Raw genomic sequence first — 19,530 nt, forward strand, 5'->3', positions numbered from 1 at the left:
TTGTAAAAAATCCCTCTGGTATAGCATTTGCAGCAGGAAGGTATCGCCCAACCACGAAGGTATGACCATGACTTCCTGCTCCTCTTTTTCTGGCGGCCCAGCCTGCCGCCCGGCGGATGACAGCGCCCTGACGCCGCTTGTGGCCGATAAAGCTGCCGCGCACCCCTGCTACTCTCGTAATGGGCATCACCGTTTCGCGCGGATGCATCTGCCCGTCGCGCCCGCCTGCAATTTGCAGTGCAATTACTGTAATCGCAAATTCGATTGCAGCAATGAGTCCCGCCCCGGCGTATCGTCAACGCTGCTCACGCCTGAGCAGGCGGTCGTCAAAGTGCGTCAGGTCGCACAGGCGATCCCGCAGCTTTCGGTGGTCGGCATCGCCGGCCCCGGCGATCCGCTCGCCAATATCGCCCGCACCTTCCGTACCCTGGAGCTGATCCGCGAACAGCTGCCGGACCTGAAGTTATGCCTGTCGACCAACGGGCTGATGCTGCCCGACGCGGTGGACCGCCTGCTGGACGTCGGGGTTGACCACGTCACGGTCACCATTAATACCCTCGACGCGGAGATTGCCGCGCAAATCTACGCCTGGCTATGGCTGGACGGCGAGCGCTACAGCGGACGCGAAGCGGGAGAGATTCTGATTGCTCGTCAGCTGGAGGGCGTGCGCAGGCTGACCGCCCAGGGCGTGCTGGTGAAAATAAATTCGGTGCTGATCCCCGGCATCAACGATAGCGGCATGGCCGACGTGAGCCGCGCGCTGCGGGCCAGCGGCGCGTTTATCCATAATATTATGCCGCTGATCGCCAGGCCGGAGCACGGCACGGTGTTTGGCCTCAACGGCCAGCCGGAGCCGGACGCAGAGACGCTCGCCGCCACCCGCAGCCGGTGCGGAGAAGTGATGCCGCAGATGACCCACTGCCACCAGTGCCGCGCCGACGCCATCGGGATGCTTGGCGAAGATCGCAGCCAGCAGTTTACCCAGCTTCCGGCCCCGGAGAGCCTCCCGGCCTGGCTGCCAATCCTCCACCAGCGCGCGCAGCTGCACGCCAGCATTGCCACCCGCGGCGAATCTGAAGCCGATGACGCCTGCCTGGTCGCCGTGGCGTCAAGCCGCGGGGACGTGATTGATTGCCACTTTGGCCACACCGACCGGTTCTCTATCTACAGCCTCTCGGCCGCCGGCATGGTGCTGGTCAACGAACGGTTTACGCCTAAATATTGTCAGGGGCGCGAAGAGTGCGAGCCGCAGGATAACGCGGCCCGGTTCGCGGCGATCCTCGAACTGCTGGCGGACGTTAAAGCCGTATTCTGCGTGCGTATCGGCCATACGCCGTGGCAAATGCTGGAACAGGAAGGCATTGAACCGTGCGTTGACGGTGCGTGGCGGCCGGTCTCCGAAGTGCTGCCCGCGTGGTGGCAGCAGCGCCGGGGGAGCTGGCCTGCCGCGCTACCGCATAAGGGGGTCGCCTGATGCCGCCGCTCGACTGGCTGCGGCGCTTATGGCTGCTGTACCACGCGGGGAAAGGCAGCTTTCCGCTGCGCATGGGGCTTAGCCCGCGCGACTGGCAGGCGCTGCGGCGACGCCTGGGCGAGGCGGAGACGCCGCTGGACGGCGAGGCGCTAACCCGCCGCCGCCTGATGAGCGAACTCAACGCTACCCGCGAGGAGGAGCGCCAGCAGCTGGGCGCGTGGCTAGCGGGCTGGATGCAGCAGGAGGCCGGGCCGATGGCGCAGATTATCGCCGAGGTTTCGCTGGCGTTTAACCATCTCTGGCAGGATCTGGGCCTTGCGTCGCGCGCCGAACTGCGCCTGCTGATGATCGACTGCTTTCCGCAGCTGGTGGCGATGAACGAACACAATATGCGCTGGAAAAAGTTCTTTTACCGTCAGCGCTGTTTGCTCCAGCAGGGGGAAGTTATCTGCCGGTCGCCAAGCTGCGACGAGTGCCGGGAGCGCAGCGCCTGCTTTGAGTAGCGGTTACCCGAGCTCCTGCCCGGCCTGCGGAACGCCAGAAACAAAAAAGCCGGAGGTCTCCCTCCGGCTTTTCACATCACCAAACGCGATCAGGCAACGTCTTCGTACTGCGGTACCGGGTTGCGGAAGCTTTTGGTCACGCAGGCCAGGTAGACCAGACCAATACCGCCCCAGATCAGGCCGAGAACCATGGAGCTCTCTTCCAGATTGATCCACAGTGCGCCAACGGTCAGCGCGCCGCACACCGGCAGAACCAGATAGTTGAAGTGGTCTTTCAGCGTTTTGTTGCGCTTTTCACGGATCCAGAACTGGGAGATCACCGACAGGTTAACGAAGGTGAACGCCACCAGCGCACCGAAGTTAATCAGCGCCGTCGCCGTGACGAGGTCGAATTTAATCGCCAGCAGCGCAATTGCGCCAACCAGCAGCACGTTCCACGCCGGAGTCCGCCATTTCGGATGCACGTAGCCGAAGAAGCGCGTCGGGAACACGCCGTCGCGGCCCATCACGTACATCAGACGGGAAACGCCCGCGTGCGCGGCCATGCCGGACGCCAGTACGGTGACGCTGGAGAAAATCAGCACGCCCCACTGGAAGGTTTTGCCCGCCACGTACAGCATGATTTCAGGCTGCGATGCGTCCGGATCCTTAAAGCGCGAGATATCCGGGAAGTACAGCTGCAGGAAGTAGGAAGCGCCGATAAAGATCAGGCCGCCAATCAGCGCGGTCAGGAAGATAGCCTTCGGGATCACGCGCTCTGCGTCTTTGGTCTCTTCAGACAGCGAAGAGATACCGTCGAAGCCGAGGAACGAGAAGCACAGGATGGTCGCGCCGGTAATCATCGGCACCACGTGCGCGCCTTCAGACCAGAACGGACGGGTGCTGGTCAGCGTGCCCGCGCCTTCGCCGTGCATAACGCCGTAGATAATCAGGCCAACAATCACCGCCACGATGCCCATCTGCAGGATAACGATCAGGGTGTTGAAGTTCGCCACGGTCTTGATGCTGCGCAGGTTGGAGATGGTCATAAAGGCCACCAGCGCGACAACGAAGATCCACGATGGAATAGAAGGCACCAGCGCTTCAAAGTAAATTTTCGCCAGCAGAATGTTGATCATCGGCATGAACAGGTAGTCCAGCAGCGATGACCAGCCAACCATAAAGCCAACGGCCGGGCTAATGGATTTCTGCGCGTAGGTATAAGCGGAACCCGCCGAAGGGAAACGGCGAACCAGTTTACCGTAGCTCAGCGCCGTGAAAAGAATGGCGATCAGCGCGAAGGCGTAAGCCGTCGCAACGTGACCATCAGTCAATCCAGAGACGATACCAAACGTATCGAACAGCGTCATCGGCTGCATATAGGCCAGGCCCATCATGACAACCGGAATCAACGTAAGCGTTTTACGTAATTCCACGCGAGAGGTTTTTGGAGTAGCGTTATGCGACATAGTTATCCCCTTTTACGGTGAACGCCAGCGCGTAAGCAAAAAATTGCCCCATTTCTTTGTATTCCTCAGCGACAACCACTGTCGGTTTTTAGTAAATATCTATCCGGTACGAAGCCCGGCCTCTTGGTATTGAATGATGTGTCTTTCAACCAAAAAAATAACCGACACTTTAAAAAAGCGTCGGCCAGTTTCTGATTTTCAGGACGCGTATTTTGCAACAACTACTGGCACGATGACAAGATGTTACAAGGCTTAATAATTACGGCGATTCTCTAACAGATTAATATTCATACGATTTTAGTATTATAGACCTGATGGATAGCACTATTTGCTAATATCTCCTTTCGCCACCACTCGCCCGCCTGCCCGCAAATATCTTCATTCCAGCCTATCCACGCGCGATTGACCGGTTCAGGCACCGTCGTTTTTAATATTTGTAGCTCGCCGCGGGCGATGAAAGGCTGTACCTGAAATAGCGGCAAATAGCCCCATCCCAGTCCGGCGCACAGCAGCGTCAGCCGGGCGGAAAGATCGAATACCGCCAGGCTATCCTGAGCGTCAATCTGCGGCCACGCGCCGTCGGCCACAATCGCCCGATGACGGCGCAACGTCCGCCAGCCCAGCGGGCCGGCAATCTGCGCAAGCGGATGCCGGGGCGCAACAACAAACGCCTGCGCCACCTCTCCCAGCAGAACAGAGCCGCAGCCGCTGAGCGCCGGCGGGTCGCCCAGCACGCCGAGCAGAAGATCCGCCCGCCCTTCCATCAGCATCTGCCAGTTTGCGCCCGTGTTATCGCGGCGAAATTCAAGGCGGGTGGCGTGATGCTGGTGATAAAACGCCGCGATCGCGGGAGCCAACAGCGGGAACGGAAAGGTGGCATCGACGTTGAGTATCAGCGCATTTTCCCAGCCCTGATGCAGCCTGACGGCCTGCTTTTCCAGTTCGCGGGCGGTGTGCAGCACGTCGCGCCCCTTTTCCAGCAGCATCTGCCCGGTACGGGTAAAGCGCGCCCGGTGGCCGCTGCGGTCAAGCAGTTGAATATTGAGTTCGCTTTCCAGCTTATGAATGGTGTAGCTCAGCGCCGACGGCGTTTTATAGAGCTTCGCCGAGGCGGCGGCAAAACTGCCCTCTTTGTCGAGGGCATCAAGAATGACGAGCACATCCAGCAGTGGTTTCATCGCTACCCCCTTACGGTACGCGATTCACCGCTGGCGCATTACTCCATCGGCATGACCAGCGGATCGGGGTACTGGTACTCAAACCCCAGTTCGTTGCAAATACGGCTGCCATCTACGATCTTACCGCTACCGTTCTCCGGGTTATCAGAGAATACGGGGACGGGAAGCCCAAGCTCGCGGGCCATCTGCGGATAAAAGACGCCGCGCGCGGGATGCTTAGGCGCACATATATTATAGATGCGCCCGCCTTTCGGAGCCTGCAGTAACAGTTCGATCGCGGCAATCACATCCTGAAGATGCACCAGATTGACGCCGTGCTGGCCGTCCGGCGCGGATTTTCCGGCAAAAAAGCGCCCCGGATGACGGGACGGCCCCACCAGACCGGCGAGGCGCAGAATGTCCACCGAGGTGCCGGGAAGGTTATGCAGCCAGTCCTCCAGCTCTTTCAGCACCCGCCCGCTGGCGGTTTGCGGGTTGCGGGGCGAGTTCTCTTTCAGCGTGCCGCTGGCGTTGCCGTAAACCGACGTTGAGCTGGTGAATATGATGCGCGGCACGTGATGCGCCAGCGCGGTATCGACGATCTCCTGTACCGCCTGAAGATAAAAGTCCTCTCCCGGTCCGGTTCGCCGCGCCGGTAAGGTAATGACCAGCGCGTCAACGTTCATTAAGGCATCCAGATCTTCGGTGTCGCAGACCAGCTGCGGCTCCAGACGCAGCGGATAGCCGTCGATGCCGCACATCCGCGCCGCCTCGACGCCATCCTGCGTGGTCTTACTGCCGGTCACCTGCCATCCCCGCGACATCAACGACAGCGCAAGCGGCATACCCAGCCATCCTAAACCTACAATTGCGACCTTTTTCATCCCCTTGCTCCTGAATTTTCGCTGTGCTGACTTAAGGCTACGCCAGCCGGCGGCAGCTGACAATTTCTTAGGTCAATATGAAATCAATTAATGATAGAAAAAAGCCCTTGCTTTATGCGAGTGAAGTGGTTTAGGTTAAAAGGCATCAAATGCATAGTCATTCACAGAGAATTTTATGAACAGCGTTCAATTTAAAAACCACCATCATCACCATCATCCTGACTAGTCTTTCAGGCGATGTGTGCTGGAAGACGTTTGGATCTTCCAGTGGTGCATGAACGCAAAGAGAGCCCCCGGAAGATTCACTTCCGGGGGCTTTTTTTTGGACCGAATTCGGACAGATTCAGACAGGGTTACAGAGGAAAATAAGAATGTTAGACAACAGCCGTTTACGCATAGCTATTCAGAAATCAGGGCGTTTAAGCGAAGATTCACGCGAATTACTCAGCCGCTGCGGCATCAAAGTGAATCTGCACACCCAGCGCCTGATCGCGCTGGCGGAAAATATGCCCATCGATATTCTGCGCGTGCGTGATGACGATATTCCGGGCCTTATCATGGACGGCGTGGTCGATTTGGGGATTATCGGCGAAAACGTGCTGGAGGAAGAGCTGCTGAGCCGCCGCGCTCAGGGCGAAGACCCGCGCTACTTCACCCTGCGCCGTCTCGACTTCGGCGGCTGCCGCCTGTCGCTGGCGACCCCGGCGGATGAACCCTGGGACGGCCCGGCAGCGCTGGACGGCAAACGCATCGCCACCTCCTACCCGCACCTGCTGAAGCGCTACCTTGACCAGAAAGGCATCTCGTTCAAATCCTGCCTGCTGAACGGCTCGGTTGAAGTGGCCCCGCGCGCCGGTCTGGCCGACGCGATTTGCGACCTGGTATCAACCGGCGCGACTCTCGAAGCAAACGGCCTGCGCGAAGTGGAAGTGATGTTCCGCTCCAAAGCCTGCCTGATCCAGCGCGACGGCGAGATGGCCGATAGCAAACAGCAGTTGATCGACCGCCTGCTGACCCGTATTCAGGGGGTGATTCAGGCCCGCGAATCAAAATACATCATGATGCACGCGCCGACCGAGCGCCTGGAAGAAGTGGTCGCCCTGCTGCCCGGCGCCGAGCGCCCGACCATTCTGCCGCTGGCCGGCGACAAGCAGCGCGTGGCGATGCACATGGTGAGCAGCGAAACCCTGTTCTGGGAAACCATGGAAAAACTGAAAGCGCTGGGCGCCAGCTCCATTCTGGTCCTGCCGATTGAGAAGATGATGGAGTAAACCGGCGGGTCGGTCACGGGATAAACAGGGGAAACAACCATGAGCTTCAACACAATTATCGACTGGAACGGCTGTAGCGCAGAACAACAGCAACAGCTCTTAACGCGCCCGGCCATTTCCGCCTCCGAGAGCATCAGCAAGACGGTGTCGGAGATCCTGAATAACGTTAAAGACAACGGCGATGCGGCCCTGCGCGAATACGGCGCGAAGTTCGATAAAACCGACGTCAAGGCGCTGAAGGTCAGCGACGAAGAGATTGCCGCCGCCGGCGCGCGCCTGAGCGACGAGCTCAAGCAGGCGATGGCCGTGGCGGTCAAAAATATCGAAACCTTCCACAACGCGCAGCGGCTGCAGGCCGTCGATGTGGAAACCCTGCCGGGCGTACGCTGCCAGCAGGTGACCCGCCCTATCGCCTCCGTCGGCTTATATATTCCCGGCGGCTCGGCGCCGCTGTTCTCCACGGTGCTGATGCTCGCCACGCCGGCGCGCATCGCGGGCTGCCAGCAGGTGGTGCTATGCTCGCCGCCGCCGATTGCCGATGAAATCCTCTATGCCGCCCAGCTGTGCGGCGTGCGCAATATCTTTAACGTCGGCGGCGCGCAGGCGATTGCCGCCCTGGCGTTCGGCACCGAATCGGTAGCGAAGGTCGATAAAATCTTTGGCCCGGGCAACGCCTTCGTGACCGAAGCCAAGCGCCAGGTCAGCCAGCGTCTTGACGGCGCGGCTATCGATATGCCCGCCGGGCCGTCGGAAGTGCTGGTGATCGCCGACAGCGGCGCCACTCCGGATTTCGTCGCCTCTGACCTGCTTTCCCAGGCGGAGCACGGCCCGGATTCGCAGGTGATCCTGCTGACGCCGGATAGCGAGATGGCCACCCGCGTCGCGCAAGCCGTTGAGCGCCAGCTGGCCGCGCTGTCCCGTGCGGAAACGGCCCGCGGGGCGCTCTCCGCCAGCCGCATCATCGTGGCTCGCGATATCGCCCAGTGCGTGGAGATTTCCAACCAGTACGGTCCGGAGCACCTGATTATTCAGACCCGCAACGCCCGCGAACTGGTCGACGGCATTACCAGCGCCGGTTCGGTATTCCTCGGCGACTGGTCGCCGGAGTCCGCCGGCGATTACGCCTCCGGCACCAACCACGTGCTGCCGACCTACGGCTACACCGCCACCTGCTCCAGCCTCGGCCTGGCGGATTTTCAGAAACGCATGACCGTGCAGGAGCTGTCGCGCGACGGGTTTGCCGCCCTCGCCTCAACAATTGAGATTCTGGCCGCCGCCGAGCGTCTGGACGCCCACAAAAACGCCGTTACGCTGCGCGTCGCAGCCCTTAAGGAGCAAGCATGAGCATCGAAGATTTAGCCCGCGCCAACGTCCGCGCGCTGACGCCGTATCAATCTGCTCGCCGTCTGGGCGGTAAAGGCGACGTCTGGCTGAACGCCAACGAATTCCCGACCGCGGTCGCGTTTCAGCTGACCGAGCAGACGATGAACCGCTATCCGGAACCGCAGCCGAAAGCGGTCATTGAACGCTACGCGCAGTATGCGGGCGTCAAGCCGGAGCAGGTGTTGGTCAGCCGCGGCGCCGATGAAGGCATTGAACTGCTGATCCGCGCCTTCTGCGAGCCGGGGCAGGACGCAGTGCTCTACTGCCCGCCGACCTACGGCATGTACAGCGTCAGCGCCGAAACCATCGGCGTGACCTGCCGTACGGTGCCCACCCTCGCCGACTGGCAGCTGGATCTGCCGGGCATCGCGGCCAATCTTGACGGCGTGAAAGTGGTGTTCGTCTGCAGCCCGAATAACCCGACCGGGCAGATTATCAACCCGAAAGATTTTCGCACCCTGCTGGAGATGGCGCGCGGTAAAGCCATCGTGGTCGCGGATGAAGCCTATATTGAGTTCTGCCCGCAGGCCACGCTGGCAACCTGGCTCAACGAGTATCCGCACCTGGTGATTCTGCGTACCCTCTCCAAGGCCTTCGCCCTGGCCGGACTGCGCTGCGGCTTTACCCTCGCCAACGCCGAGGTGATTAACGTGCTGATGAAGGTTATCGCACCTTATCCGCTCTCGACGCCGGTCGCCGACATCGCCGCCCAGGCGCTCAGCGCGGAAGGCATTGCCGCCATGCGGGCACGCGTGGCGCAGATCCTCGCCGAACGCGATTATCTGGTCAGCCAGCTGCGCAGCATTGCCTGCGTTGAAGAGGTGTTCGATTCCGAGAGCAACTACGTTCTGGCGCGGATCACCGCCTCTAGCGCGGTATTTAAATCTTTGTGGGATCAGGGCATTATCTTACGTGACCAGAATAAACAACCTTCATTAAGCGGCTGTTTGCGTATCACTATCGGTACCCGTGCAGAGAGCCAGCGCGTCATTGACGCTTTGACTGCGGAGAATGTATGACCCAGAAGTTTCTCTTTATTGACCGTGACGGTACGCTGATTTCCGAGCCACCGGTTGATTTTCAGGTAGACCGCTTCGATAAGCTGGCGTTCGAGCCGCAGGTGATCCCGGCCCTGCTGAAGCTGCAGCAGGAAGGGTACAGGCTGGTGATGATCACCAATCAGGACGGGCTGGGAACCGCCAGCCTGCCGCAGGACGAGTTCGACGGCCCGCACAACCTGATGATGCAGATTTTCGCCTCGCAGGGCGTCAACTTTGACGAGGTGCTGATTTGTCCGCATCTCCCGGCGGATAACTGCGACTGCCGCAAGCCGAAAACCAAACTGGTGCTGCCGTGGCTGGAGCAAGGGGTGATGGACACCGCCAACAGCTACGTGATTGGCGACCGCGCGACCGATATCCAGCTGGCGGATAACATGGGCATTACCGGCCTGCGCTATGACCGCGAAAAGCTGGACTGGCCAACCATTTGCGAACAGCTAACCCGCCGCGACCGTTACGCCCACGTTGAGCGCATCACCAAAGAGACCCAGGTGGATGTGAAAGTGTGGCTGGACCGCGAAGGCGGCAGCAAAATCTCCACCGGCGTCGGCTTCTTCGATCATATGCTTGACCAAATCGCCACCCACGGCGGCTTCCGCCTGGAGATTAACGTCGGCGGCGATCTTTATATCGACGATCACCACACCGTGGAAGATACCGGGCTCGCGCTGGGCGAAGCGCTGAAGCTGGCCCTAGGCGACAAACGCGGTATCGGCCGTTTCGGCTTTGTGCTGCCGATGGACGAATGCCTGGCCCGCTGCGCGCTGGATATCTCCGGCCGTCCGCACCTCGAATACAAAGCCGACTTTACCTATCAGCGCGTTGGCGATCTGAGCACCGAGATGGTGGAACACTTCTTCCGCTCGCTCTCCTATACCATGGCGGTCACTCTGCACCTGAAAACCAAGGGCAAAAACGACCACCACCGCGTAGAGAGCCTGTTTAAGGCCTTCGGCCGCACGCTACGCCAGGCGATTCGCGTCCAGGGCGACACGCTGCCGTCTTCGAAAGGGGTACTCTGATGAACGTGGTGATCCTCGATACCGGCTGCGCCAACCTCAATTCGGTGAAATCCGCGGTGAGCCGCCACGGCTACGAGCCGCAGGTCAGCCGCGACCCGGATGTGGTGCTGCGCGCCGATAAACTGTTTCTGCCGGGGGTGGGCACGGCTCAGGCGGCGATGGACCAGCTGCGCGAGCGCGATTTGATCGAGCTGATTAAAGCCTGTACCCAGCCGGTGCTGGGCATTTGCCTCGGCATGCAGCTGCTGGGAAAACGCAGCGAGGAGAATAACGGCGTTGACCTGCTGGGCATTATCGACCAGGACGTGCCGAAAATGACCGACCACGGCCTGCCGCTACCGCATATGGGCTGGAACCGGGTATATGCCAAAGCGGGCGATCGTCTGTTTCGCGGCATTGAAGACGGGGCGTATTTTTACTTCGTCCACAGCTACGCGATGCCGGTCAACGTCAATACCATCGCCCAGTGCAGCTACGGCGAGGCCTTCACCGCGGCGGTGCAGAAAGATAACTTCTTTGGCGTCCAGTTCCACCCTGAACGCTCCGGCAGCGCCGGGGCGCAGCTGCTGAAAAACTTCCTGGAGATGTGATGATCATTCCTGCTTTAGATTTAATTGACGGCACGGTCGTCCGTCTCCATCAGGGCGATTACGCTCAGCAGCGCGACTACGGCAACGACCCGCTGCCGCGCCTGCAATCCTATGCCGCCCAGGGGGCCGAAGTGCTGCACCTGGTCGACCTGACCGGGGCGAAAGATCCGGCGAAGCGCCAGATCCCGCTGCTGAAAACGCTGGTTGCCGGCGTGGACGTGCCGGTGCAGGTTGGCGGCGGCGTGCGGACGGAAGAAGACGTGGCCGCCCTGCTTGATGCAGGCGTGGCGCGCGTGGTTGTGGGTTCGACGGCGGTGAAGTCGCCGGAAGTGGTGAAAGGCTGGTTTACGCGTTTTGGCCCACAGCATCTGGTGCTGGCGCTTGACGTGCGGATCGATGCGCAAGGCAACAAGCAGGTGGCGGTCAGCGGCTGGCAGGAGAACTCCGGCGTAACCCTGGAGGAGCTGGTGGAGAGCTATCAGTCCGTCGGCCTGCAGCACGTGCTGTGTACCGATATTTCCCGCGACGGGACGCTGGCCGGGTCTAACGTCTCGCTGTATGAAGAAGTCTGCGCCCGCTATCCGCAGGTCGCGTTTCAGTCTTCCGGCGGCATTGGCGATCTGCATGATATCGCCGCGCTGCGCGGAACCGGAGTGCGCGGGGTGATTGTCGGCCGGGCGCTGCTGGAAGGTAAATTTAACGTAACGGAGGCCATTCAATGCTGGCAAAACGGATAATCCCCTGTCTCGACGTTCGCGACGGCCAGGTAGTGAAAGGCGTGCAGTTCCGTAATCACGAAATCATCGGTGATATCGTCCCGCTGGCAAAACGCTATGCCGACGAAGGCGCGGATGAGCTGGTGTTCTACGATATCACCGCCTCCAGCGACGGCCGCGTGGTGGACAAAAGCTGGGTATCGCGGGTCGCGGAAGTGATCGACATTCCGTTCTGCGTCGCCGGCGGCATTAAGTCGCTGGACGATGCGGCGCAAATTCTCTCCTTCGGCGCGGATAAAATCTCCATCAACTCCCCTGCCCTGGCGGATCCGACGCTGATTACCCGCCTGGCCGACCGTTTCGGCGTGCAGTGTATTGTGGTGGGCATCGATACCTGGTTTGACGCCGCGAGCGGTAAGTATCACGTCAACCAGTATACCGGCGATGAGAGCCGGACGCGGGTGACGCAGTGGGAAACCCTGGACTGGGTGCAGGAAGTACAAAAGCGCGGGGCCGGCGAGATCGTCCTCAATATGATGAACCAGGACGGCGTGCGTAACGGCTACGATCTGGCGCAGTTAAGCAAGGTCCGCGCCGTGTGCCACGTGCCGCTGATTGCATCCGGCGGCGCGGGCACCATGGAGCACTTCCTGGAAGCCTTCCGCGACGCTAACGTCGACGGCGCGCTGGCCGCCTCGGTGTTCCACAAGCAAATTATTAATATTGGTGAACTGAAAACGTACCTGGCAGCACAGGGCGTGGAGATTAGGGTATGTTAAGTGAACAGCTGGATTGGCAAAAAACCGACGGTCTGATGCCGGTCATCGTGCAGCACGCCGTTTCTGGTGAAGTGCTGATGCTGGGCTATATGAATCAGGATGCGCTGGCGAAAACCGAAGAGACCGGCAAAGTGACCTTCTACTCCCGGACAAAGCAGCGTCTGTGGACCAAGGGGGAAACCTCGGGCAATTTCCTCAACGTGGTGAGCATCACCCCGGATTGCGATAACGATACCCTGCTGGCGCTGGTTAATCCGATTGGCCCAACCTGCCATAAAGGCACCTCAAGCTGCTTTGGCGAAACCGGCCATCAGTGGCTGTTCTTATATCAGCTGGAGCAGCTGCTGGCGGAACGCAAACACGCCGATCCGGAGAGCTCCTATACCGCGAAGCTGTACGCCAGCGGCACCAAACGTATTGCGCAGAAGGTGGGGGAAGAAGGCGTGGAGACCGCGCTGGCCGCGACGGTGCATGACCAGTTCGAACTGAAGAATGAAGCGTCGGATTTGATGTATCACCTGCTGGTGCTGCTGCAGGATCAGGGGCTGAATTTGACGGATGTGGTGGAAAACCTGCGGAGCAGGCATAAGTAAGTCATCAAAGGGAGGCGGCATGACGCCTCCCTTGCAATATCAACTTCGCCAGCGCGCTGGTTGATATCACCTGTTTATCATCGTCATGACTTTTTTCGTGCGGTTATTTCTTTAACTAGCCTCAATGGTTTCGTCATTTTCCATGATAAAGATGAAACCAAATCTGTATAGCGCTGAGTCAGCTCATGGTACGCATTTTCAATGCTGAGCAATTTCTGTTGCTGAGTTTGATACTCGTCCTCTAAACCCGCATTCCGCTGTTCAAGCTCGTGGATAATGGTGGTTTTATCGCTAACCTGCGCCTTCAGAACATCAATTTCACTTCGCTGAGATACCGTCGACTGTTTAAGAGAAGTCATTTCTTCCTGCAGCGTTGAGTTCATCATTTGTGCATGTTCAAGCTCGCGTAACGCTCTGTCTTTCAGAGAAAAAATATACTCTTCCGCTGTCTGATTAACGATCCGGCCATACGCAGCTTTGATAAAGTCATCATAAAAGTCATCACAGTCGATTTCTAAAGATAAGATGAACGACTTTACTTGGTTAAACAACGGGTTAAACGTACCACCAGAAATCGTATTGAGATGCCACTCAAGAAAAACAACGGCGTAATTATTAAAATCACGACTTCTGGACGCCAGTAAATCACGATCTTGCATAAACAAACGTAGCGAAGTTAATGCCTGCAGCGCGCAGTGCCACGAATTTTCTCTGGTGGAGGAAAGCGACTCAGCGCGGTGGATAGTATGAGAGATTAAGATCTCATCAACCAGAGAGATGCGATTTGCTAACAGCATGAAACAACTCACAAAGTACAGGTCGTTTGTGGTTCTCAGCGGTTGAAACTCCAGGCCCATTGCCAGGATAGCCTCGCGTCTGAAGAGCTTATCCCATGGCCACCATATAAAGGCTCTGAAAAAATCGTCAGCAATTTCCCGTGAAGAGAAGACCTCTTTTTCAGGCAGTAAATCCTCACGCGCCGACAAAGGCATGGGAGAACGGGTATTGGTTTGCAGATCGACTGACTGGCACCGGCAGATAACAACATCCGTTTGCAGGGCCGTAGCCCGGTCGGACATTCTCTTTAACATCTCTTTATCGGCGTAATCGTCATCGTCGAGGAAAATGATGTATTCGCCGGTCGCTACACGTAGGCCGATATTTCGCGATTCGCCGCCACCAACGTTGCTCGGGTTGGTGATAACCCGGACTCGCGAATCTTCACTGGCTATTTTAGTGACAATATCCAGAGTATTATCCGTTGAGCTATCGTTAACAAGGATAATCTCAATCTCTTTTAAAGACTGGGCTAACACCGTAGTAAGCGTCTCAGCAATATACTCCGCGGCGTTATGGACAGGGATAATAACGGATACAATAACGTTACTTGATTCATCAGACATTCAATCACCTTCAAAATAAGTGGCACGCAATCATTTAACTCATCATGCGTTTGCTGAGCAGTTACATAGCTTAAAATGCAACCGCTTCGGAGGTGTTTGATTTACATGAAGCTGTAATCTCTTGCGTTACATCATCCCTGAACCACATCATGATAAGTCTTTAAGGTCTTGCTAATGATCATACCGCTAGAAAACTTATCCTGAACGCGTTGCCGTCCTTTAATACCCATCTCTACTCGTGCTTTGGGATTGGCTAACAAGAATTCAAGCTTATCGGCCAGCTCCTGCGGAGAGTTACTTTTCACGATAATGCCGTTATCGTTATTAATGATCAGGCTATCGCAGCCGCCAACATCGTAGGCAATGCAGGCCCGGCCAACCGAGGAAGCCTCAAGCAGTATACGCGGCACGCCTTCGGAATAGATCGAAGGTAATGCCACAATGTTCGACTCCTCGATCAAGTCGCAAACGTTAGAGCTGTGACCCAACCAGTTAATCAGGCCTTCTTTATGCCATTGCTGGATCACCGCAAGGGATATAGCATCCTTATCGTTTTCAACGAGTATCCCGGCGACGTTTAGCGTAAAATGAATATTTCTTGCTTCGAGGATTTTCTTGGCTTCAATTAAATCCCCGAGCCCTTTACTCCAGAGCATTCTGCTGGCAAACAGCACAACCGGAACGTCACGCTCCTGCTCCAGAGAATATTTATAGATCTCCGGATTGATACCCGCGCCATCGATGACAATAGTCTGCTGATAGTCAATCCCGACAAAACCCGCCAGTTTTTTACGATCTTTATCGTGCTCAAACATAAATATACTGCGCTTATTACTGGCAATATATTTGTAGGCCATGATGGTGATATTGCGCAATAGCTTAAGCAAACCCGTATCACCTGAAAATACACGACCCAGACCAACAAAACTCACGATGACGGGACGGTTGTTTGTCCTGGACAGGAGCCCACCGATCAGACAGGGTTTAATAGTGATACAGTGTAAAAGGTCGGGATTAATTTCTTTAATGAGCTTTCGGGAGGCAAAAAAGGCCCGAAAGAAAGTTAATGCATTAAATGATTGAGCATCAAGTGGGACATTATGACACTTAAAACCGAATGTTTTAAATTTATTCAGCACTTTACCGTCGACAAAATGACTGATGATGTGAATCTCATAACCAGCATCTCGGGCGGCGATCGCACGATCAATCCAGTGCAAATCAAAATACCAATCCGAGTTTATGAAATAACACAGTTTTTTCATTGCTATATCCACTTAATGATTCTTACCGCTGATTCCTTTTACACCATGGATAATTCCACGACGCAAGTATTTAAAATATAACAATTTATTGCGTTGCCATGGCAATATTGATACATATTTAATCAACCGTAAAAGGATTGAGAGACGGCTAAAAATGGCAACTCGCGGAAAAATTCTCTTCGCCAAAATAAGATTTCGACAAAGATAATAAACCTTCCATTCGGGAACAATACATTTCCCCTGGATACTCACATCGTGGGTAAAGATGACCTCGGGAGAATAGCGAATAGCTTCGCCATCTAATGTCAGCTGATAGCCAAAATAGAGATCGTCAAAATATAAAAATAATTCGTCGTGAATACTGTGGAGACGCTTTTGCAGCACATCTCGCTGAATAATCATACCGACAAAGGAAACCGTCTGTACCGCACACGCCCGGGAAACCGACGGAAGAAACTCCGCAGGATTTCTGATGTAGCGTAATGTGTCCATAAACGACGACGGAACTTTGGCAAAAGGCATGTTCATCGGACAGGGTTGCCCCTGAAGATCCTTGACCAAAGCGGTGAACACCCGACAGTTAGCCTTTTCTAGCTGGGCAAATTTTTCCAGCGCATCGCTCTCGGGCCAGGCGTCATCATCGTAAAAGAAAACCCAGTCGCTATCGACGTTGTCGCATAAATATTGACTCCCGGCCTTAAAGCCACCCGCGCCACCGCTGTTGGATGGCAGATTAAGAACAATCACTCGCGGGTCGCTAAGGGTGGCTAACCAGGCCTGGGTTCCATCCGTGGACCCGTTATTGACAACAACGATCGCTGTAAAATTTAATTTCACCGTGTTGGCAATAGTCAGCTTTAACTTCTCTAAACGATTATACGTGACTATTAATGCGGAGCAATTCATCGCACAGAAACCGTAAATACTGGCATAGACTCATTACTGCTAAGGGAGGACAAGTACTTATCGGCTGTATTTAATGCTTCAGCGATAGTGACATCCATATCCAGATATCGATAGGTTCCAAGGCGGCCAACAAACGTCATATTCTTTTCATTTTCCGCGAGGGACAAATATTTATCGAGTAAAGCCATCTCCCCCATCTGACGAATCGGATAATAAGGGATATCCTTTTCACCACATTCGCGGCTGTATTCCTTGTAACAGACCGATCCCTCATGGGATTCCCATGGCGAAAAGTACTTATGTTCAGTGATACGGGTATAAGGAACATCCAGCGAGCAGTAATTCATTACCGCGCAGCCCTGATAATCGCCCTGCCAGGTGAATTTTTCAAAATCCAGAGTACGATAGCCCAGGCGACCATATTGATAGGAATAAAAAGCATCCAGCGGCCCGCTATAGAACACGTGATCGTACTGTTCTCTCTCTTCAGCGTTAAACGATTGCTGAAGTTCGATGGTAATATTTTCATGATTGGCGATTGACTCAATCATTTTCGTATAACCCAGTTTCGGCATGCCCTGAAACCTGTGGTTAAAGTAATTATCATCGTAGTTAAAACGAACCGGCAGACGCTTAAGAATCGACGCAGGAAGCTGCGAAGGCTCCATGCCCCACTGCTTGATGGTATAGCCCTTGAAGAACGCCTCATAGAGCTCTTTGCCGATAAAACGCAGAGCCTGTTCTTCAAAGGTCTTCGGTTCCAGGATCGAACTGTCCCCTTTTTCGGCAATAAGCGCCCGGGCCTCATCTGGCGAACAGGTCTTCGCAAAAAACTGGTTGATGGTATGCAGGTTGATCGGCAGAGAGAACACCTGGCCATTAACCGTTGCTTTGACACGGTTCACATACGGCATCATCTCAGTGTGCTGAGTCACATAGTTCCACACAGTTTCATTATCGGTGTGAAAGATATGCGGGCCATAAACGTGAACCATAACGTCAGTTTGCGGATCGCGCGCATCATAGGAGTTACCGCCTATGTGGTCACGCTGGTCAATAATTCTGATGTGATGACCTTGTTCAGCGAGCTGGCGTGCGATAACCACGCCGGAAAAACCCGCTCCGACGATAAGAATATTTTTACTGTTCATAATATAACTCCAGCAGCCTTAACCAAGAATTGAGCGTCTAACTTTATAGTAGTATTTTGTTATCGTGTTTCGCCTCGGTGAACCGACAGGAGCATATTTATTGAGGAAAGGCATCAACGCTTTTTTGATCTTAGTCTGAAGCAGAACTGGCGTTTGCCCTGCAGTTTGCGCAGGACTTGATGAATTTACCGGAGATAACTGACGGAAATAGGTCTCTTTTTCCCATGGCGTATTGATGACGTTTTCCAGGAAATCGTCATAAAAGTCAACCTTGTCCGTATTCCACGGTTTATTCTCCCCGGCATAGTGAATCATATTCGGGTTCTTTCTGGCTTTTAAAAAGCGCATATATGTTGCGAACTGGAGATTGGGGAAAAAGTCATCCGTATTGCCATTACCGTGATAGACATTCCACTCCAGCGGTAAAAACTCAACCCGGCCATAGAAGACTTTGTTCATGATGTCCTGGTCGAGGAACCAGTACTTCTTCTCTTTGAGCGTCTTAATCAGCGCTGAGAAGGTATCTTCCTGCACCATCTGGGCAACGTTAAAAACGATAATTCCCGCCTGGAAATACTCATCCGGATTGGTCATTTTAAGCGTTTTTTGCAGATACTCGCCGGCGGGCATCACGCCATCTGCCGACTCCGACATCGCACCAAACTTGACGAAGCCTTCCATCACGATATCTTTAACGGCGGCAACAAGGTTTGTGCCGAGGTCGACATTAAGCAAAGTCGCAAGATCGGCCTTCACCACAGTATCGGAATCGATAAAAATGACCTTCTCATATTCACGGAAAAGCTGCGGAATAAACAAGCGAGCATAGGTTGATGCGCTAAAGTGCGCGCGGGTATGTACGCCATTCAATTCAGTAAAGGCATTCACATCAAAAAATCGAAGTGAAAAGTTTGTATGGGCCGAGACCAGTTTTAGTAAGCGCTGCTTGTTAAGGTTACTCACCTTATTTTCCAGCACAACAATATCATAATGGGTGTTTTTATCAGAATGACGAACAATGGAGTTGATTAAGGCTCCACCGCTGATGGCATAGTTGTCATCAAAACTGATGACTATCGGCGCAGCGTGAGGAAAAACCGGTTCCAGCTTGCCGTTGAATGTCTCATTCGTCACGAAAGTACGCTGAAGTTCTTTAACTTTCAGGGCCCGGTCTTGCTGCTGCTTAATAATATAAATGTTAAAAAGACGCTCAGCAATATGTCCAATAACACGCTTTTCTTGCGCGTTATAATTATTCATAGAGATGCGGCTTTCAAGATTAGTCAAAATCGCGAAGAGCCATTCTGAATAATCCACGAACATATCTTTGTGCATCACAAACATGTTCGTGTAATAGCCATCTGTGGCATTGTTAAACTGCTGAATAGCCGCTTTATAATCCGGATAAAGCTCTTCGACAACCTCCAGGGCAGCCAGATAGTCCTTTATATGTAAAAACTCACCTTTCTCATAATGATCGAGGTTATTTTTACTGCCGGCAGAGGTCACAGACCACTTCTTTGGTAACAGCAGGTCAAACCCTGAAATACAATCCTGGATTGCCGTGTCGGTTAAACCAAACTGCTTTTCATACTCTGCATCAATAACGGGTGAATTAACGACGCCCCAATTATCTTCGGGAAAGCTCTGCTCTGAGGAAAAGTTCAGATGTCGGCGATAATGCATAAAGCCGACATAATCAGAAAGAGATTCATTTTTCCAAACCCAATAATGTGCTGTTAACTCACAGTAAAAAGGGTTTTTAAACGAAATATTATCACCTGTATCATCGCCAATACAGCCGATATCATTATAGGAGTTGGCTTTACCTACATGCAATGGTTTGATAATCGATGCATTAAGGAATGCGCTCGGCTTATGATGACAGGTATAGATCTTAATACTATTCATTTAATTACCAGAT

At 54.8% G+C, this 19,530-nt stretch carries 19 protein-coding genes and 1 other annotated feature; of the genes, 11 read left to right on the top strand and 8 right to left on the bottom strand.

What is annotated here, in order from left to right; translation table 11 throughout:
• Positions 1-67: 67 nt before the first annotated feature.
• A complete protein-coding gene (gene nifB, locus ABLU67_RS18760; protein WP_014230038.1) occupies positions 68-1,474 on the top strand; it encodes a nitrogenase cofactor biosynthesis protein NifB in 1,407 nt (468 codons plus the stop codon).
• The gene (locus ABLU67_RS18765; protein WP_014230039.1) at positions 1,474-1,977 is read left to right on the top strand and encodes a nitrogen fixation protein NifQ; all 504 of its coding nucleotides are present in this window, start codon (positions 1,474-1,476) and stop codon (positions 1,975-1,977) included. The genes nifB and ABLU67_RS18765 overlap by 1 nt, the downstream gene beginning before the upstream one ends.
• An 89-nt stretch (positions 1,978-2,066) precedes the next feature.
• Here the strand turns inward: ABLU67_RS18765 and ABLU67_RS18770 are convergent, their stop codons facing one another.
• The 3 genes from ABLU67_RS18770 to ABLU67_RS18780 all read right to left on the bottom strand — a co-directional run bounded on the left by ABLU67_RS18770 (position 2,067) and on the right by ABLU67_RS18780 (position 5,466).
• Positions 2,067-3,425 carry an APC family permease gene (locus ABLU67_RS18770; RefSeq protein WP_004103635.1) on the bottom strand — a complete coding sequence of 453 codons (1,359 nt, stop codon included), beginning with the start codon at positions 3,423-3,425 and terminating at the stop codon, positions 2,067-2,069.
• 287 nt (positions 3,426-3,712) lie between these two features.
• The gene (locus ABLU67_RS18775) at positions 3,713-4,603 is read right to left on the bottom strand and encodes a LysR substrate-binding domain-containing protein (protein ID WP_185219995.1); all 891 of its coding nucleotides are present in this window, start codon (positions 4,601-4,603) and stop codon (positions 3,713-3,715) included.
• Between the two features lie 38 nt (positions 4,604-4,641).
• Positions 4,642-5,466 carry an SDR family oxidoreductase gene (locus tag ABLU67_RS18780; protein WP_004852412.1) on the bottom strand — a complete coding sequence of 275 codons (825 nt, stop codon included), beginning with the start codon at positions 5,464-5,466 and terminating at the stop codon, positions 4,642-4,644.
• Positions 5,467-5,641: 175 nt separating this feature from the next.
• Between ABLU67_RS18780 and hisL the strand changes: the two genes are divergently transcribed.
• From hisL to hisIE, 9 genes are all read left to right on the top strand, one after another.
• The gene (gene hisL, locus ABLU67_RS18785) at positions 5,642-5,692 is read left to right on the top strand and encodes a his operon leader peptide (RefSeq protein ID WP_009654477.1); all 51 of its coding nucleotides are present in this window, start codon (positions 5,642-5,644) and stop codon (positions 5,690-5,692) included.
• Positions 5,668-5,790 (top strand) — a sequence feature (His leader region). Its footprint overlaps the gene before it by 25 nt.
• Positions 5,791-5,837: 47 nt before the next feature.
• Positions 5,838-6,737 (top strand): ATP phosphoribosyltransferase, encoded by a 900-nt coding sequence (gene hisG / locus ABLU67_RS18790; protein ID WP_014230042.1) that lies wholly within the window; start codon positions 5,838-5,840, stop codon positions 6,735-6,737.
• 39 nt (positions 6,738-6,776) lie between these two features.
• Entirely contained in the window at positions 6,777-8,081 is a 1,305-nt protein-coding gene (hisD, locus tag ABLU67_RS18795) for a histidinol dehydrogenase (RefSeq protein WP_032719822.1), read from the top strand.
• Positions 8,078-9,139, top strand: coding sequence for a histidinol-phosphate transaminase (hisC, locus tag ABLU67_RS18800; RefSeq protein ID WP_009654461.1), 1,062 nt, complete (start codon positions 8,078-8,080; stop codon positions 9,137-9,139). The genes hisD and hisC overlap by 4 nt, the downstream gene beginning before the upstream one ends.
• Complete coding sequence (gene hisB, locus ABLU67_RS18805) at positions 9,136-10,203, top strand: bifunctional histidinol-phosphatase/imidazoleglycerol-phosphate dehydratase HisB (RefSeq protein WP_025107741.1); 1,068 nt, start codon at positions 9,136-9,138, stop codon at positions 10,201-10,203. Before hisC ends, hisB begins: the two co-directional genes overlap by 4 nt.
• On the top strand, positions 10,203-10,793 hold the full coding sequence (hisH, locus tag ABLU67_RS18810; RefSeq protein WP_014230046.1) for an imidazole glycerol phosphate synthase subunit HisH: 591 nt from the start codon (positions 10,203-10,205) through the stop codon (positions 10,791-10,793). The genes hisB and hisH overlap by 1 nt, the downstream gene beginning before the upstream one ends.
• Positions 10,793-11,530: a 1-(5-phosphoribosyl)-5-[(5-phosphoribosylamino)methylideneamino]imidazole-4-carboxamide isomerase gene (hisA, locus tag ABLU67_RS18815; RefSeq protein WP_148841927.1), complete on the top strand. Its 738-nt coding sequence runs from the start codon at positions 10,793-10,795 to the stop codon at positions 11,528-11,530. The genes hisH and hisA overlap by 1 nt, the downstream gene beginning before the upstream one ends.
• Positions 11,512-12,288 carry an imidazole glycerol phosphate synthase subunit HisF gene (gene hisF, locus ABLU67_RS18820; protein WP_014230048.1) on the top strand — a complete coding sequence of 259 codons (777 nt, stop codon included), beginning with the start codon at positions 11,512-11,514 and terminating at the stop codon, positions 12,286-12,288. The genes hisA and hisF overlap by 19 nt, the downstream gene beginning before the upstream one ends.
• Complete coding sequence (gene hisIE / locus ABLU67_RS18825) at positions 12,282-12,881, top strand: bifunctional phosphoribosyl-AMP cyclohydrolase/phosphoribosyl-ATP diphosphatase HisIE (RefSeq protein ID WP_004122447.1); 600 nt, start codon at positions 12,282-12,284, stop codon at positions 12,879-12,881. Before hisF ends, hisIE begins: the two co-directional genes overlap by 7 nt.
• Before the next feature lie 83 nt (positions 12,882-12,964).
• Here hisIE and ABLU67_RS18830 read toward each other — a convergent pair whose 3' ends face one another.
• From ABLU67_RS18830 to ABLU67_RS18850, 5 genes are all read right to left on the bottom strand, one after another.
• On the bottom strand, positions 12,965-14,284 hold the full coding sequence (locus ABLU67_RS18830) for a glycosyltransferase (protein ID WP_049104328.1): 1,320 nt from the start codon (positions 14,282-14,284) through the stop codon (positions 12,965-12,967).
• Between the two features lie 131 nt (positions 14,285-14,415).
• The gene (locus tag ABLU67_RS18835; RefSeq protein WP_025107744.1) at positions 14,416-15,561 is read right to left on the bottom strand and encodes a glycosyltransferase family 4 protein; all 1,146 of its coding nucleotides are present in this window, start codon (positions 15,559-15,561) and stop codon (positions 14,416-14,418) included.
• The gene (locus tag ABLU67_RS18840; protein ID WP_046877516.1) at positions 15,562-16,455 is read right to left on the bottom strand and encodes a glycosyltransferase; all 894 of its coding nucleotides are present in this window, start codon (positions 16,453-16,455) and stop codon (positions 15,562-15,564) included.
• On the bottom strand, positions 16,452-17,606 hold the full coding sequence (gene glf / locus ABLU67_RS18845; RefSeq protein ID WP_049104327.1) for a UDP-galactopyranose mutase: 1,155 nt from the start codon (positions 17,604-17,606) through the stop codon (positions 16,452-16,454). Before glf ends, ABLU67_RS18840 begins: the two co-directional genes overlap by 4 nt.
• A gap of 18 nt (positions 17,607-17,624) precedes the next feature.
• On the bottom strand, positions 17,625-19,517 hold the full coding sequence (locus tag ABLU67_RS18850) for a DUF4422 domain-containing protein (protein ID WP_032719826.1): 1,893 nt from the start codon (positions 19,515-19,517) through the stop codon (positions 17,625-17,627).
• Positions 19,518-19,530 lie beyond the last annotated feature (13 nt).

This window comes from Klebsiella sp. GN_Kp190, assembly GCF_040061795.1.
Lineage (GTDB): Bacteria > Pseudomonadota > Gammaproteobacteria > Enterobacterales > Enterobacteriaceae > Klebsiella > Klebsiella michiganensis.

Bases quoted from the DNA above. Each gene is read 5' to 3' on its own strand.
- nifB (WP_014230038.1), top strand. From the start codon at position 68: ATGACTTCCTGCTCCTCTTTTTCTGGCGGCCCAGCCTGCCGCCCGGCG.
- ABLU67_RS18765 (WP_014230039.1), top strand. From the start codon at position 1,474: ATGCCGCCGCTCGACTGGCTGCGGCGCTTATGGCTGCTGTACCACGCG.
- ABLU67_RS18770 (WP_004103635.1), bottom strand. From the start codon at position 3,425: ATGTCGCATAACGCTACTCCAAAAACCTCTCGCGTGGAATTACGTAAA.
- ABLU67_RS18775 (WP_185219995.1), bottom strand. From the start codon at position 4,603: ATGAAACCACTGCTGGATGTGCTCGTCATTCTTGATGCCCTCGACAAA.
- ABLU67_RS18780 (WP_004852412.1), bottom strand. From the start codon at position 5,466: ATGAAAAAGGTCGCAATTGTAGGTTTAGGATGGCTGGGTATGCCGCTT.
- hisG (WP_014230042.1), top strand. From the start codon at position 5,838: ATGTTAGACAACAGCCGTTTACGCATAGCTATTCAGAAATCAGGGCGT.
- hisD (WP_032719822.1), top strand. From the start codon at position 6,777: ATGAGCTTCAACACAATTATCGACTGGAACGGCTGTAGCGCAGAACAA.
- hisC (WP_009654461.1), top strand. From the start codon at position 8,078: ATGAGCATCGAAGATTTAGCCCGCGCCAACGTCCGCGCGCTGACGCCG.
- hisB (WP_025107741.1), top strand. From the start codon at position 9,136: ATGACCCAGAAGTTTCTCTTTATTGACCGTGACGGTACGCTGATTTCC.
- hisH (WP_014230046.1), top strand. From the start codon at position 10,203: ATGAACGTGGTGATCCTCGATACCGGCTGCGCCAACCTCAATTCGGTG.
- hisA (WP_148841927.1), top strand. From the start codon at position 10,793: ATGATCATTCCTGCTTTAGATTTAATTGACGGCACGGTCGTCCGTCTC.
- hisF (WP_014230048.1), top strand. From the start codon at position 11,512: ATGCTGGCAAAACGGATAATCCCCTGTCTCGACGTTCGCGACGGCCAG.
- hisIE (WP_004122447.1), top strand. From the start codon at position 12,282: ATGTTAAGTGAACAGCTGGATTGGCAAAAAACCGACGGTCTGATGCCG.
- ABLU67_RS18830 (WP_049104328.1), bottom strand. From the start codon at position 14,284: ATGTCTGATGAATCAAGTAACGTTATTGTATCCGTTATTATCCCTGTC.
- ABLU67_RS18840 (WP_046877516.1), bottom strand. From the start codon at position 16,455: ATGAATTGCTCCGCATTAATAGTCACGTATAATCGTTTAGAGAAGTTA.
- glf (WP_049104327.1), bottom strand. From the start codon at position 17,606: ATGAACAGTAAAAATATTCTTATCGTCGGAGCGGGTTTTTCCGGCGTG.
- ABLU67_RS18850 (WP_032719826.1), bottom strand. From the start codon at position 19,517: ATGAATAGTATTAAGATCTATACCTGTCATCATAAGCCGAGCGCATTC.